The sequence below is a fragment of the Sphingomonas sp. R86521 genome (assembly GCF_042466235.1).
Lineage (GTDB): Bacteria > Pseudomonadota > Alphaproteobacteria > Sphingomonadales > Sphingomonadaceae > Sphingomonas.
Genome location: NZ_JAXHBY010000001.1, coordinates 694693 through 707453, shown reverse-complemented (window position 1 = coordinate 707453; position 12761 = coordinate 694693). Strand labels below are relative to the sequence as shown.

Sequence of the window (12761 nt, the reverse complement as noted above, 5' to 3'; positions counted from 1 at the left end):
CGACTCGTACGAAAAAGGGCGTCCCGGCATGATCCGGAACGCCCTTGTCGATCTCACCGCCGCAGCGGCGAATGCCCCTCTCCCGACGGAAGAGGGGGCTGGATCAGGCTTCTTCCTCGAACGTCACGGCGACGTCGGCGTTCGCGCTCAGGCGGACCTTGCCGTCCTCGATATCCGCGACCAGGCCGAGCGAGATGTAATGGTGATGCCCTTCATGCTTGCCCGAACCCTCGACGACCTGCGCGCCGGAATCCTTCTTGGTCAGCTTGATGCGGTTGCCCTCGACGTGATCGACGGTGCCGACATGGACGCCGTCTGCGCCGATGACTTCGGCATGTTCCTGGATCTGGCTTGCATCGACCATGGGTCTTCTCCTGTGTTGGTGTCGGGTGCAGAACGCGCGCACGCGGGATTGGTCGCATGACCTGGCAGGTCATGATCATGTTCGCCGTCGCGGGCGTGCTCGGCGTGGTCGGGATAGCATGCCTGGTCCGGCTCGCCTCCCCCCGGGTTACCCAGGGCCAGGTCTATGCGTTCCGGATGATCGGCATCATGCTCACCTCGGGCGCGATCGTCCTCGCGATGTCGGCCGCCGCGATGCACTCCTGGGGTGCACAGCCATGACCGACACGGTGGAAACCATCGCCAAGCTCATGGCCGGCATCGGCGGCCTGATCGCGCTGTTCGGCGGCGCCGGGCTGCTGGTGTTCGGCGACCAGCTGCGCGCGCGCGACCAACGCGCCGGTCGCATCGGCCCCGCCTATCCCACCCGCGAGAAACAGCGGCGCCAAGCTTATATGTTCGTCGGCATCGGTGCCGTCGGCGTTCTCGTCATTACCCTGTTCTGATCCGAAAGGCGTACCCATGTCCCTTCTCGAAGCCCGCAAGCAGTACAAGCCGTTCGAATACCCCTGGGCGTTCGAATTCTGGAAGCGCCAGCAGCAGCTCCACTGGCTCCCCGAGGAAGTGCCCCTGGGCGAGGATTGCCGCGACTGGGCGCAGAAGCTCACCGAGCACGAGCGCAACCTGCTGACGCAGATCTTCCGCTTCTTCACCCAGGCCGACGTCGAGGTGCAGGACTGCTATCACGAGAAATACGGCCGGGTGTTCAAGCCGACCGAGATCAAGATGATGCTGGCCGCGTTCAGCAACATGGAGACGGTGCACATCGCCGCCTACAGCCATCTGCTCGACACCATTGGCATGCCCGAGAGCGAATACGGCGCCTTCCTCGAATATGCCGAGCTGAAGGACAAGCATGACTACATGCAGAGCTTCGGCGTCGACAATGACGAGGATATCGCGCGCACGCTGGCGATGTTCGGCGGCTTCACCGAGGGCGTCCAGCTGTTCGCGTCGTTCGCGATGCTGATGAACTTCCCGCGCTTCAACAAGATGAAGGGCATGGGCCAGATCGTCACCTGGTCGATCCGCGACGAGACGCTGCACTGCGAGGGCATCATCAAGATGTTCCACACCTTCTGCGCCGAGCGCCAGTGCCTGACCAAGGCGGTGAAAGACGACATCGCCGACGTCTGCCAGACCACGATCCGCCTCGAGGACAATTTCATCGATCTCGCGTTCGAGATGGGGCCGGTCAACGGCATGACCCCCAAGGAGATCAAGAAGTACATCCGCTACATCGCCGATTGGCGGATGAACCAGCTTGGCCTCAAGCCGATCTACATGATCGACGAACACCCGCTGCCGTGGCTCGCCCCGATGCTCAACGGCGTCGAGCACGCCAACTTCTTCGAAGCGCGCGCGACCGAATATTCGAAGGCGGCGACCAAGGGCCAGTGGAACGACGTCTGGGACTCCTTCGACAAGCGCCAGACGGCGAAGAAGGGTCCTGCGGCGAACGAGGATCTGGGCGACGGTGGAGACATGTTCTCGTTGGCAGGGGTTGCGGCGGAGTAAGTCGCGCCGCGCGAGGAGTTAGCGCAAGCTAACTCCCGCTCCCGGCGGCGCTACAAGCCGACCGACGACATGGGCTTTGCCCAGCCCTAAAGAACTTGCCGACAATGTCGCGGCCGCAAAGGCAAAGCGGGGACCGCCTAAAAAGGAAAAGCGGGGACCGCCTAAGCAATCCCCGCCAGTTAAAGTGGACGACAAGCCGCCTAGGCGGCCACCGGAAACGCTAGGTCAAGACCGGCGGTAGTAGGACTTGACGCGCTCGATGCGGAATCGTTTGATGCGGTAGTGACCGCTAACAATGCGCTTCACTGGCATGCCCTTTCAGGTTGCCCAGAGCGGCGGAATATGCGAAACGGTGCGTGCAACGGCGGTCCGTTCCGAAGGCGCATATCGTCGCTCGGGGTTGATCTCAGGATGGGCGGCCCTCGGGTCGCCCGTTTTGCGTTATGGCCTAACTCACATTCGCGCCTCCACTCTTAATGTCTCGAACCGGACGGTTGAGGAAAGAGCATCGGAGAATTTGCGGTGCCGACGCCAGTCGCCTCGTCCGTCTTCTCTTCTCGTTCCATTGCCGCGGCCTCGGATGGAGTCGCGTACTTCCCGTTATTTTTAACTACACCGTTGCGCGCCACCATTCTGCCTAAGACCGTGTAGAGGTACTGCGGATTCCGAGCGATTTTCTCATCGAAGTCTTCGTTGCCTTTAAGGCGATCAACGATTTGCTTGGGCGTCAGATATCCTTGGCCTGTCAGCGTCTCCAGTACCAGTTCCGGTGTGGTAGGCTTCCGCGTATCCTGAGCCATCTCCAATGCGGAGATACCAATTCCCCCAGCTTCAACGCGCTCCCTAAAATCGAGCGAGTAAAAGGTATCACCCACCCTCTCAATTTCTCCCCTACTAGTTAGCCGCGAAACGGCGTTGTAAAAGCCATTGGCGTTCCGCGCGAGGCGTTCTGCGAATTCAGTTTCGGCAATCGACGCCTTCAAGGAATGCATCGTTTGCGGACCTGTTGCCTTGGATAGGATCGAGAGAACGAGGTCGGGCCAAGTCTTAGGATTTTCGAGCGCCAGCGCCTTGGCGGTAACTGGGGCAGCGATCTTCTCAACATCAAGGTCGGGGAACATCTCCGAGACCGCCTGTAGCTTTCCGTCTAGTTCGGTCAGCGTTTCTGACAGCACTGCGACCTTAGCGGCGACTATGTCGCGTTCGACTTTCCACTCCCGCACTTTCGAGATGGTAAGCAGTGATTCGGGCGGAGCGGTGACCATGACCTCACCGCTATGCCGCACCGGCCCCCAACGCAAGGGGTAGGGCGGAGGTAGGGGTGAGAAAGACGACTGTGATAGGATGCGGTTTGTTCTCATAAGACGGCACTGCTGGTTAGGCAGTCTCGCTTATCAAGCCCGGCTTGTTGATGTTACCCACCACCTGTAACCGGCCTTGGCCGAGCGAGGAGCGCATCCGGTCATTCCCGGCTCTGCGCGGCGGGGTGGTGGGCCTCGGCGAGCCGGTTATCGGAATAAGGGGCGGGCGGAATGAACTGGAAAGAGGGCACGCGTAGAATATCGATTCTAGTTGCTGCCGCGTGGTTTGGATGCGGCGCTATCTTGACCGCTTTATTATACGCCCGTTGGCGCTACATCTATTCCCGCGAAATCGCGGGCGATATTTTGGGCGTTACCTCCGATGAAACATTCGGAGCTTTCATTTGGTGTGGGGTGCTCGTCGTTACACTCCCCTTAATTGGGGCAGCTGTTGGCTGGGTATCTTACCGTCTCGCAAGATGGATACATCAGGGGTTTCGCGACGATCAGTAATGGGTCAAGCACGTATATAGGCCCCTTTCAGGAAGGGGAGCGATGCCACAGCGTCGTCGCGTATGGTGTCCGACAGCATCCGAGGGGTCCTGGACTCAAGACACCCCCCAAAAAATCCGCTGTCCTACACGCCCGAACGCGCGCAACTGGTCCAGCTTCTCGACCAGATGGAGCGGACCCATGAGAGCGGACAAGATGGCAGCCGGCGAGCGGACCGGTCGCATCGTCACCACCTTCGGCCACGAAGAATATGTCTACGACGACGAGCCGCCGCCCCCGGTCGCTAAACAGGCACCGCGCGAGATCACCGAGAGCGTGGAGATCGTCGAGCTCCGCCGCCGCCACGACGGCTGGACTGCGGCCCGCCAGCGGCTGTTCCTCAACACGCTCGCGAACACCGGCAGCATCTCGACCGCCGCGATCGCCGCCGACATCACACCGCGCTCCGCCTATCGCCTGCGCAACCATCCGAAGGGAGTCGCCTTTGCGCGCGCGTGGGACGCCGCGATGATCCGCGCGGGCGGACGGCTGATGGCGGTTGCGTTCGAACGCGCGACGTCGGGCACGCGCGCCAGATCTGGCGCGAAGGGCGGATCGTCGCGGAATATGCGATCCCCTCGGACCGCATGCTGATGTTCCTGCTGCGCAACCTCAACCCCGCGCTGTTCGATGCCGGCGGCGACATGGCCGCACGCGCCCGCTCGGTCGACGCGGCGCAGGCGGCGTTCGCGCCCGCGATGACCGGGCTGATCGACACCGACGTCGACGCCGACCTGCTCGACGACGACGATTATCGCCCGCATCGACCGACCGAGAACCCCGCCTGACGATAAGAGGGGCCTTCGAAAACACGCCCGCGGGCGTGACCTTTGTGACCTTTCACGCCCGGCCGCACCACCCCGCCCGCTTGCCGCCGGCGTAATCGCGCGCGAGTCCCTCGCCGACCAGCACCGCGCCCAGCGATGTGCCGCCCCGCTCCACCCGCCGCAGCTTCCGGCCATAGCGATCGACGTCGCGCCGGATCGGCACCAGCGTGAACGGCCCGGCGTTGAGCAGCGCCTGCATCCGCAGCGTCGCCGCACGCCCCGCCCGCGCCTCGGAGGCGCACCGCGACGGGTGGGTTTCCGGCGTGTCGATGTCGGCGATGCGGATCTTCTCGCCCGCCATCCAGAAGGTGTCGCCATCGACCACGCAGTCGATCCGCTTGCCCGATCCGCACAGCGTGAACCGCGCGGCGACCGCATCCGGTCCGCCATCGGGCGCGCGGGCTACCGGCGCACTGCCGGTCCGCTCGACCGCCACGACCGCCAACGCGAGCGCCACACCGCCGAGCAACACGCCCCGCGCCTCCCGCAAACTCGTCCGCCAGATACCACGCCGCCCCGCCCGGCCCCCCGCCCGGCTGCGCGTCGAAACGCGAAGGAATTCAATCGGATGCTCCATCGCCGCCGCGCTAGGCGGGAGCGGTTACCGATCGGTGTGCAATGCGACGAAGTGCCCGGCAGGTGAGTCGATCCGTTCCCTCCTCCTTCGGAAGTGGGCGATCGAAGCGTGCCTACCGGCGCTCCCCTCCCTGGAAGGGAGGGGTCGGGGGTGGGTCGGTTCGGGGCGGGCGCTGCGTTCCCACGAGAACAACCCACCCCCAACCCCTCCCTTCCAGGGAGGGGAGAAGGGCGCGCCCTCCCGGCCTGCCAGCTTACGCCTTGACCAACCCGATCTCGACCAGCCGCTGGTGCAAATAATCATGCGCCGTGATCGGCGTCGGATAGCGGTTCGGCCGGTCCGCGGTCACCGTCCCCGGCAGAGTCTCGATCAGGAAGTCGGGCGCCGGATGCAGGAAGAACGGCATCGAATAGCGCGAATGGCCGCGGCGCTCGGGCGGCGGGTTGACGACGCGGTGCGTGGTCGACGGCAGCACGTGGTTGGTCAGCCGCTGCAACATGTCGCCGACATTCACCACCATCGCGCCCTCGGGCGGCTTGATCGCCAGCCACTGCCCGTCGCTGCCGAGCAGCTCGAGCCCGGCCTCCTCGGCGCCGAGCAGCAACGTGATCAGGTTGATGTCCTCATGCGCCCCGGCCCGCACGCCCTCGGCATCGGCGGGGATCGGCGGATAGTGCAGCAGCCGCAGCACGCTGTTGCCATCCTTGACCGCCGGGTCGAACCAGTCCGGTGCCAGCCCGAGGTGCCGCGCGATCGCCGACAGCAACCGGTCGCCGGCGGCATCGAACGCCGCGAACAGCTCGACGAACACCGACTTGAAGCCCTCGGGCCGCTCGGGCCAGATGTTCGGCGCCATCTGGTCGGCATAGCGGTGCCCCCCCGCCAACTCACGGCCGACGTGCCAGAATTCCTTGAGGTCGACGACCTTGGCGTCCTTGGCGATCTCGGTCTTGAACGGCGTATAGCCGCGCGCGCCGCCGCCGCCGGGGACATGGTAGCGCCGCTTCTCGTCCTCGGGCAGCTCGAACAGCAACTTGGTCTCGGCCCAGGCGCGGTCGATCAGCTCGGCAGGGATGCCGTGGTCGGCGATCACCGCAAAGCCGTACCGTTCGAACGACCCGCCGAACGCCGCGGCAAAGCCGTCGGGGTCGCTGTCCTGCATGGCGAGGCTGAGGGTCGGAACCTGGGCGGCGGGGGTATCGAGCATGATGGCGGCGTCCATATCTGGGGAACGCATCATATAGGCGGGCCGCGCGGCCTTTGCCAAACGTCCTCGCGCCGTCATCCACCCACCACGTCCGTCATCCTGTCCACTCTTCGTCATCCTGACGAAAGTCAGGACCCAGAGCCAAGAGCACCGCCGCCCGTAACTCTGGGTCCCGGGTCAAGCCCGGGATGACGGAGGAAGAAGCGGCCGACGGCGGGCCGCAGCGGCGGCCGGCGCCCGCCGCTACGGCGCGGCGCAGCAACGGCAAAGGGTTCCGCACCGCGCCCCGTCTCTGTAAGGCCCGCGCATCATGACCTCTGCCCCCTCTACCGACTCGCCGACGATGCGCGGCGCGCCGATCGGCTTCGTCGAATTCGTCGCGCTCGTCGCCTCGCTGATGTCGCTGACCGCGCTCGGCATCGATTCGATGCTCCCCGCGCTCCCCGCGATCGGCGAGACGCTGGGCGTCGCCAGCGCCAATTCGCGCCAGTTCGTCGTCACTGCCTTCGTGATCGGCTTCGGCGTCGCGCAGCTCGTCCACGGACCGCTCGCCGACCGCTTCGGCCGCCGCACCGTGCTGCTCTGGGCGCTCGCCGCCTATGTCGTCGCCAACCTCGCCTGCGCGATCGCGGGCAGCTTCACGCTGCTGCTGGTCGCCCGCGTGCTGGGCGGCGCGATGATCGCCGCGGCGCGCGTCGCCACCATCGCGCTGGTCCGCGACTGCTATCACGGCCGCGCGATGGCGCGCGTGATGTCGATCGCGTTCATGGTGTTCATGATCGTCCCCATCCTCGCGCCCAGCTTCGGCTGGCTGGTGCTGCAGTTCGGCGACTGGCGGCTGATCTTCGCGACCATCGCCGCGCTGACCACCGCGGTGTGGATCTGGTTCCATATCCGCATGCCGGAGACGCTGGCGCCCGAGAACGTCCTGCCGATCACCCCCGCCCGCATCCTCGCCGACTGGCGCGTCACGCTGACCGACCGCCAGTCGCTCGGCTACATGCTCGCCTCGACCGCGTTGATGGGCGGGCTCTACGGCTATCTGAATTCGATCCAGCAGATCATGGCCGATGTGTTCGCAAAGCCCGCCTTGCTGCCCGTGATCTTCGCCGCCAGCTCGGTGACGATGGCGGTAGCCAATCTGCTCAACTCGCGGATCGTGATGCGGCTCGGCACCCGGCTGATCAGCCACGGTGCGCTGACCGGGCTGATCCTGGTCTCGCTGTTCCACCTCGCCGCGATCCTGCTCGGCTGGGAAAATCTGGTCAGCTTCACCGTCTTCCAGGCGCTGACGCTCGGTTGCTTCGGCCTTGCCACCTCGAATTTCTCGGCGATGGCGATGGAGAATATGGGCCGCATCGCCGGCACCGCCTCCAGCGTCCAAGGCTTCGTCAGCGTCACCGTCGGCGCGGTTGCGGGCGCGCTGATCGGCCAGGCGTTCGACCGCACCACCATCCCGCTGGTACTGGGTTTCCTGATCGCCGGACTGGTCGCGCTGGTCGCAGTCGCGGTCACCGAACGCGGCCGCCTGTTCCGCCCGGCGCAGACTTCCCGCCCGGCCTGACGGAACCGCCGCCGCCCTCGCGCCGTTCGTTTCGCATGGACCCGCATCCCGCGGCCGAGGAGTGAGACATGGGCGGACATCAGGTACCAAGCGCCGGCTCGGGCGACGACGGCTACGACGAAGAAGGCTATGACGAGAGCCAGCGCGCCGAGATCCTCGAGGTTACCGGGAACGGCCCGACCGACGGCGTGATCATGACCAACCTCAATCCCGACATCGGCGACGACGATGCCGAGGACGAGGGTATCGACGACCTCGACATGGATTCCGAGGAGGTCGGCGAAACCGATGCCAGCGTGACCATGGACAAGGACGACCAGGACGAAGACGACGTCCAGGACGAGCTCGACGATGGCAGCATCGACGACGACGACCTCACCGATGCCGACGACGTCGCCCTGAAACCGTAAGAGGGGGGTCTCGCGCCCCCGTCCCACGCGCTTCCGACGTAGGGGAGACGCCATGCGTATCGCGATCATCATCAGCCTGGCGGTACTGACCGACCTGTCGGCCTGCTCGCGTAAGCCGGCCAAGCCTGCCGATGTCACTGCGGTCGCGGCGACCCGGGCAAAGGCCAACATCGACGCATACGCCGCGGCCAAGGCGAAGAAAGTCCGCCCTGTGCCCAAACCGCTGCAACCGTGACCGTCCCAGGATCAAGGCAAAACCTGACGGTTTGCCTTGATTAGGCCGCACGACACTCCGGAAAGCCTTCTCGGTGCCATGGTTCGTTAACTTTGGCGAAAGGAACCGTGACCGATCGGCCACAGCTGGGATTTGTTCCCGTCCGCCGCTGTTTAAGATGCAACATTAGTGTCATTCGCCGGTTTGGAGGTACCTGGACCAGGCGCGGATCGCGACCGGACCACGGAACCGCAGTTTAAAAAAAGGTCATACATCCATGCGTAAGCTATCCCTCGCCGTCGCCCTCGCCGCTGCCACGATCGCGGTCCCCGCGTTCGCCCAGGACACCACGATGCCTGCGCCCGACAACAGCGCACAGCCCGGCGAAGCCGCTGCTCCGGACGGCTCGAAGGCCTTCGGGATCGAGCCGTATGTCGGCATCATGGGCGGTTGGGAGCAGTTCGACAACGAGAGCGGCCATCGCCTGCCCCAGGCTCTGAACGCCGACGGTTCGCTCCGTCGCCACTACAAGCCCGCCGGTGCGCTGGTGCAGGGCGTCGTTGGCGTCAACATTCCGCTCGGCCCGATCTTCGTCGGTGCAGAAGGCAACGTCATCAAGGGCGTCGATGGCAACATCGACTGGGAATACGGCGCAGCCGGCCGTGCGGGCTTCCGCGCTGGCGACAGCGGCCTGTTCTACGCGAAGGCCGGCTACCAGTGGGTCAACTTCGACCATTTCTCGGCACGCTCGACCCGCGGCGGCGACACCGGTCGTGACTATGGCGCAGTGACCTACGGCATCGGCGCAGAAGTCGGTCCGCAGGACATCGGCCTCAAGGGCATCACCGGCAACGCTGGCTTCCGCATCCGCGCCGAAGTCAACACCTGGGGCAAGGCTCAGAGCCTGCGCCCGATGCTCGGCATCATCACGCACTTCTGAGCCTAACAGCTCTCAAATGCCGAAAGGGGCGGGACCGAAAGGCCCCGCCCCTTTTTCGTTGCGTTCAAGTCGGGCGATTGCGCCTCAAGTCCGTCACCCCAGCGTAGGCTGGGGTTTCCCCGTAAAAGGGCGCAGCGCCCGCCCCACAAAGATCCCAGCCTCCGCTGGGATGACGGGCAGTCAGTCGAACCCGTTCTCTAAAAACCGTTCCGCGACCGCACAGTGCATTGCGATGCCATGCGCCATCACCCGCTCGTCGATCGTCATCCGGGTATTATGCAGCGGCGGGTTGGTACGCGGATCGCTGCCCTCGGGCGCCGCACCGATGAACGCCATCGCGCCCGGCAGCTTCTGCAGCACGTACGAGAAATCCTCCGCGCCCATCATCGGCGGCATCACCGCCCAGCCCTTCTCTCCGTTCAGACCGGTCGCACACGCCTTCATCAGCGCGGTCGCACGCGGATCGTTGACGGTGACCGGATAGCCCTCCTCGATCCGCGCCTCGCCGACCGCGCCGTGTGCTGCCGCAATGCCCTCGACCATCCGCGTGAACGCCGCGCGCAGCTGCTCGCGAGTCCGCTCCGACAGCGTCCGCATCGTGCCGAGCATCTCGACGGTCGACGGGATCACGTTATGCGCGGACCCCGCGTTCAGCTTGGTGATCGACAACACCGCGGGATCGGTCACCGCCACCTGCCGCGCGACATAGACCTGCAGCGCGGTCACGATCTCGCACGCGATCGGCAGCGGATCCAGGCAGTCGTGCGGCATCGCCGCATGCCCGCCGCGCCCGGTGATCGTCGCACGCAGCGTATCGGTCGACGCCATCAGCGTCCCCGCGCGGCTGACCACCGTTCCCATCGCCATGTTCGGCGAGATGTGCAGTGCGAACCCGGCCTCGGGCAGCGGATCGTCGAGCAGCCCGTCGGCGATCATGTGCCGCGCGCCATGATGCCCCTCCTCGCCCGGCTGGAACATGAACACCACGGTCCCGGCGAGCGTCTCGCGTCGTGCACACAGAGCCTTGGCCGCGCCGACCAGCATCGCGGTATGCGAATCATGCCCGCACGCATGCATCGCGCCGTCGGTCCTCGACGCAAACGGCAGCCCGGTTTCTTCCTGCATCGGCAGCGCATCCATGTCGCCGCGCAACAACACGGTGCGCCCGTTGCCACCGGCATCGCCGCCCCGACCGCCACGCAGGATCGCGACGAAACCAGTGGTCGATGTTCCCTCACGGATATCGAGCGGCAGGCCGGCCAGCGCCGCCTTGATCTTGTCCGACGTCCGCGGGCAATGCAGCCCGATCTCCGGATCCGCATGGATCGCACGCCGCAGGTCGATCGCCTCGTCGAGCGACGCCTCGCCAACAGCGGCCCAGCCGGTTGCGGTCTCGAAATCCAGGCTCATCACGCACTCCCTGTTTCCCCGCGAAGGCGGGGATCCAGACTGGGCTCCTGCCTTCGCGGGAGAACAATCTTCTCGGTACAGTCTACCCCCGGAACAGCCCCCCTAAAACCCCGCGCAGCACCGTCCCGACCAGACCACCGCTCGCTGACGACCGTCGCCGCGTCGTCCCGAACACCTGCTTGCCGATCTCGTTCGCGACCTGCCGCCCGATCGAAGAACTCGCGGCACGCGTGGCGGAGGTCGCCATCTTGGTCCACGGCGAATTGGCCGCATCGCGCGCCGCTTCGCGGTCCTGCCGATCCGCCTCCTTCTGCTGCGCCGCCTGCTCCCGCGCCGCGACCTTGGCGGCCTGCGCATCGACTTTCGCCTGCGCGGCCTCCGCCTTCTCTGCCTCTGTCGTCGCCTTGGCCGCAGCCGCAGCAGCCCCCGCCGCCTGCGTCTTCGCGGCGAGCAGTTCCTCTGCCGACTCGCGGTCCACCAGCGTGTCGTACTTCGTCCCGATCGCATCGGTCTGGATCATCACGCCCCGCTCCTGCGGCGTGATCGGCCCGACCCGGCTCGCGGGCGGCTTGATCAGCGTGCGTTCGACCGGCGTCGGCGATCCATCCGCCTGCAACAGCGACACCAGCGCTTCGCCGACCTTAAGCTCGGTGATCGCCGTGACGACATCGACGCCCAGATTGGCGCGGAACGTCTCCGCCGCCGACTTCACCGCGGCCTGATCGCGCGGCGTGAACGCCCGCAGCGCATGCTGCACGCGGTTGCCGAGCTGCCCAGCCACCGTGTCCGGAATATCGATCGGGTTCTGCGTGATGAAGTACACGCCCACGCCCTTCGACCGGATCAGCCGGACGACCTGTTCGATCTTGTCGAGCAGCGCCTTGGGCGCGTCGTCGAACAGCAGATGCGCCTCGTCGAAGAAGAAGCAGAGCTTCGGCTTGTCCGGGTCGCCGACCTCGGGAAGCGTCTCGAATAGCTCGCTCATCAGCCACAGCAGGAACGTCGAATACAGCTTCGGGCTCGCCATCAACCGGTCCGCGGCGAGGATGTTGACGATCCCCCGCCCGCGATCGTCGACGCCAATGAAGTCCGCCAGCTCCAGCGCCGGCTCGCCGAAGAAATGCTCCGCGCCCTGGCTGCGGAGCTGCAGCAACGACCGCTGGATCGCGCCGATCGACTGTTTCGACACATTGCCATAGGTCGTCGTCAGTTCGTCCGCGCGGCCCGCACAGTCGACCAGCATCGCCTGTAGGTCGTCGAGATCGAGCAGCAGCAGCCCTTCCTTGTCCGCGACGTGGAAGGCGATCTGCAACACCCCCTCCTGGACGTCGTTCAGGTCCATCAGCCGCGCCAGCAGCAACGGCCCCATCTCGCTGATCGTGGTGCGGATCGGATGCCCCTGTTCGCCGTACAGGTCCCAGAACTGCACCGGGTTGTCGGCATAGACCCAGTCGGTGTCGCCGATCTCCTTGGCGCGAGCGGCAAACGCATCGTGCGTCTTCGCGGTCGGCGATCCCGCCATCGCCAGCCCCGACAGGTCGCCCTTCACGTCGGCGACGAAGCACGGCACGCCGTTCGAGGAAAAGCCCTCGACGATGCCCTGCAACGTCACCGTCTTGCCGGTCCCGGTCGCCCCTGCGATTAGCCCGTGGCGGTTGGCGCGCTTCAGATCGAGGATCTGCGGTTTACCCGCTGCACCAACACTGGCCCCGATAAAGATGCCGTCGCTCATTGCCGTCTCCGTTTGTCTTTACGCGAACCTAGCCCTGCGCGACTGCCCTGCACACAACGAAAAAGGCCGCCGCTTCCTTCCGGAAACGACGGCCCTTGTTCAACCCG

15 protein-coding genes are annotated in these 12761 nt (G+C 65.4%); 9 read left to right on the top strand and 6 right to left on the bottom strand.

The genetic code is table 11. The annotated features are described in order from the left end of the window. Positions 1 to 103: 103 nt before the first annotated feature. Positions 104 to 364 (bottom strand): DUF2171 domain-containing protein, encoded by a 261-nt coding sequence (locus SJY20_RS03485; protein ID WP_380785212.1) that lies wholly within the window; start codon positions 362 to 364, stop codon positions 104 to 106. 56 nt (positions 365 to 420) lie between these two features. Between SJY20_RS03485 and SJY20_RS03480 the strand changes: the two genes are divergently transcribed. The 3 genes from SJY20_RS03480 to SJY20_RS03470 are packed head-to-tail and all read left to right on the top strand — an operon-like array spanning position 421 to position 1920. Next, the gene (locus SJY20_RS03480) at positions 421 to 624 is read left to right on the top strand and encodes a hypothetical protein (RefSeq protein ID WP_380785211.1); all 204 of its coding nucleotides are present in this window, start codon (positions 421 to 423) and stop codon (positions 622 to 624) included. Beyond that, positions 621 to 848, top strand: a complete 228-nt coding sequence (locus SJY20_RS03475; RefSeq protein WP_380785210.1) for a hypothetical protein — start codon at positions 621 to 623, stop codon at positions 846 to 848. Before SJY20_RS03480 ends, SJY20_RS03475 begins: the two co-directional genes overlap by 4 nt. Positions 849 to 864: 16 nt before the next feature. Further along, a complete protein-coding gene (locus SJY20_RS03470; protein WP_380785209.1) occupies positions 865 to 1920 on the top strand; it encodes a ribonucleotide-diphosphate reductase subunit beta in 1056 nt (351 codons plus the stop codon). Between the two features lie 473 nt (positions 1921 to 2393). Here the strand turns inward: SJY20_RS03470 and SJY20_RS03465 are convergent, their stop codons facing one another. After that, the gene (locus tag SJY20_RS03465; protein WP_380785208.1) at positions 2394 to 3185 is read right to left on the bottom strand and encodes a hypothetical protein; all 792 of its coding nucleotides are present in this window, start codon (positions 3183 to 3185) and stop codon (positions 2394 to 2396) included. Between the two features lie 729 nt (positions 3186 to 3914). Here SJY20_RS03465 and SJY20_RS03460 point away from each other — a divergent pair. Together SJY20_RS03460 and SJY20_RS03455 are read left to right on the top strand one after the other, a co-directional pair. Further along, the gene (locus SJY20_RS03460) at positions 3915 to 4367 is read left to right on the top strand and encodes a hypothetical protein (RefSeq protein WP_380785207.1); all 453 of its coding nucleotides are present in this window, start codon (positions 3915 to 3917) and stop codon (positions 4365 to 4367) included. Beyond that, a complete protein-coding gene (locus SJY20_RS03455) occupies positions 4367 to 4561 on the top strand; it encodes a hypothetical protein (protein ID WP_380785206.1) in 195 nt (64 codons plus the stop codon). Before SJY20_RS03460 ends, SJY20_RS03455 begins: the two co-directional genes overlap by 1 nt. Before the next feature lie 52 nt (positions 4562 to 4613). Here the strand turns inward: SJY20_RS03455 and SJY20_RS03450 are convergent, their stop codons facing one another. Next, complete coding sequence (locus SJY20_RS03450) at positions 4614 to 5072, bottom strand: thermonuclease family protein (protein WP_380785205.1); 459 nt, start codon at positions 5070 to 5072, stop codon at positions 4614 to 4616. A gap of 358 nt (positions 5073 to 5430) precedes the next feature. Next, entirely contained in the window at positions 5431 to 6384 is a 954-nt protein-coding gene (locus tag SJY20_RS03445; RefSeq protein ID WP_380785204.1) for an isopenicillin N synthase family dioxygenase, read from the bottom strand. Positions 6385 to 6694: 310 nt separating this feature from the next. Between SJY20_RS03445 and SJY20_RS03440 the strand changes: the two genes are divergently transcribed. The 4 genes from SJY20_RS03440 (at position 6695) to SJY20_RS03425 (ending at position 9512) form a co-directional block, all read left to right on the top strand. Next, positions 6695 to 7948: a multidrug effflux MFS transporter gene (locus SJY20_RS03440; RefSeq protein WP_380785203.1), complete on the top strand. Its 1254-nt coding sequence runs from the start codon at positions 6695 to 6697 to the stop codon at positions 7946 to 7948. Between the two features lie 68 nt (positions 7949 to 8016). Further along, positions 8017 to 8358: a DNA primase gene (locus SJY20_RS03435; RefSeq protein WP_380785202.1), complete on the top strand. Its 342-nt coding sequence runs from the start codon at positions 8017 to 8019 to the stop codon at positions 8356 to 8358. A gap of 52 nt (positions 8359 to 8410) precedes the next feature. Continuing rightward, positions 8411 to 8593, top strand: coding sequence for a hypothetical protein (locus tag SJY20_RS03430; protein ID WP_380785201.1), 183 nt, complete (start codon positions 8411 to 8413; stop codon positions 8591 to 8593). Positions 8594 to 8849: 256 nt separating this feature from the next. Further along, the gene (locus SJY20_RS03425) at positions 8850 to 9512 is read left to right on the top strand and encodes an outer membrane protein (RefSeq protein WP_380785200.1); all 663 of its coding nucleotides are present in this window, start codon (positions 8850 to 8852) and stop codon (positions 9510 to 9512) included. A gap of 180 nt (positions 9513 to 9692) precedes the next feature. On the opposite strand, the gene SJY20_RS03420 is transcribed toward SJY20_RS03425, so the two are convergent. Continuing rightward, a complete protein-coding gene (locus tag SJY20_RS03420) occupies positions 9693 to 10922 on the bottom strand; it encodes a M20 family metallopeptidase (RefSeq protein WP_380785198.1) in 1230 nt (409 codons plus the stop codon). Positions 10923 to 11004: 82 nt separating this feature from the next. Beyond that, positions 11005 to 12654 (bottom strand): helicase HerA-like domain-containing protein, encoded by a 1650-nt coding sequence (locus SJY20_RS03415; RefSeq protein ID WP_380785197.1) that lies wholly within the window; start codon positions 12652 to 12654, stop codon positions 11005 to 11007. Positions 12655 to 12761: the final 107 nt, after the last annotated feature.

Bases quoted from the DNA above. Each gene is read 5' to 3' on its own strand.
- SJY20_RS03465 (WP_380785208.1), bottom strand. From the start codon at position 3,185: ATGGTCACCGCTCCGCCCGAATCACTGCTTACCATCTCGAAAGTGCGG.
- SJY20_RS03485 (WP_380785212.1), bottom strand. From the start codon at position 364: ATGGTCGATGCAAGCCAGATCCAGGAACATGCCGAAGTCATCGGCGCA.
- SJY20_RS03415 (WP_380785197.1), bottom strand. From the start codon at position 12,654: ATGAGCGACGGCATCTTTATCGGGGCCAGTGTTGGTGCAGCGGGTAAA.
- SJY20_RS03440 (WP_380785203.1), top strand. From the start codon at position 6,695: ATGACCTCTGCCCCCTCTACCGACTCGCCGACGATGCGCGGCGCGCCG.
- SJY20_RS03475 (WP_380785210.1), top strand. From the start codon at position 621: ATGACCGACACGGTGGAAACCATCGCCAAGCTCATGGCCGGCATCGGC.
- SJY20_RS03480 (WP_380785211.1), top strand. From the start codon at position 421: ATGACCTGGCAGGTCATGATCATGTTCGCCGTCGCGGGCGTGCTCGGC.
- SJY20_RS03445 (WP_380785204.1), bottom strand. From the start codon at position 6,384: ATGCTCGATACCCCCGCCGCCCAGGTTCCGACCCTCAGCCTCGCCATG.
- SJY20_RS03435 (WP_380785202.1), top strand. From the start codon at position 8,017: ATGGGCGGACATCAGGTACCAAGCGCCGGCTCGGGCGACGACGGCTAC.
- SJY20_RS03470 (WP_380785209.1), top strand. From the start codon at position 865: ATGTCCCTTCTCGAAGCCCGCAAGCAGTACAAGCCGTTCGAATACCCC.
- SJY20_RS03460 (WP_380785207.1), top strand. From the start codon at position 3,915: ATGAGAGCGGACAAGATGGCAGCCGGCGAGCGGACCGGTCGCATCGTC.
- SJY20_RS03425 (WP_380785200.1), top strand. From the start codon at position 8,850: ATGCGTAAGCTATCCCTCGCCGTCGCCCTCGCCGCTGCCACGATCGCG.
- SJY20_RS03420 (WP_380785198.1), bottom strand. From the start codon at position 10,922: ATGAGCCTGGATTTCGAGACCGCAACCGGCTGGGCCGCTGTTGGCGAG.
- SJY20_RS03455 (WP_380785206.1), top strand. From the start codon at position 4,367: ATGTTCCTGCTGCGCAACCTCAACCCCGCGCTGTTCGATGCCGGCGGC.
- SJY20_RS03430 (WP_380785201.1), top strand. From the start codon at position 8,411: ATGCGTATCGCGATCATCATCAGCCTGGCGGTACTGACCGACCTGTCG.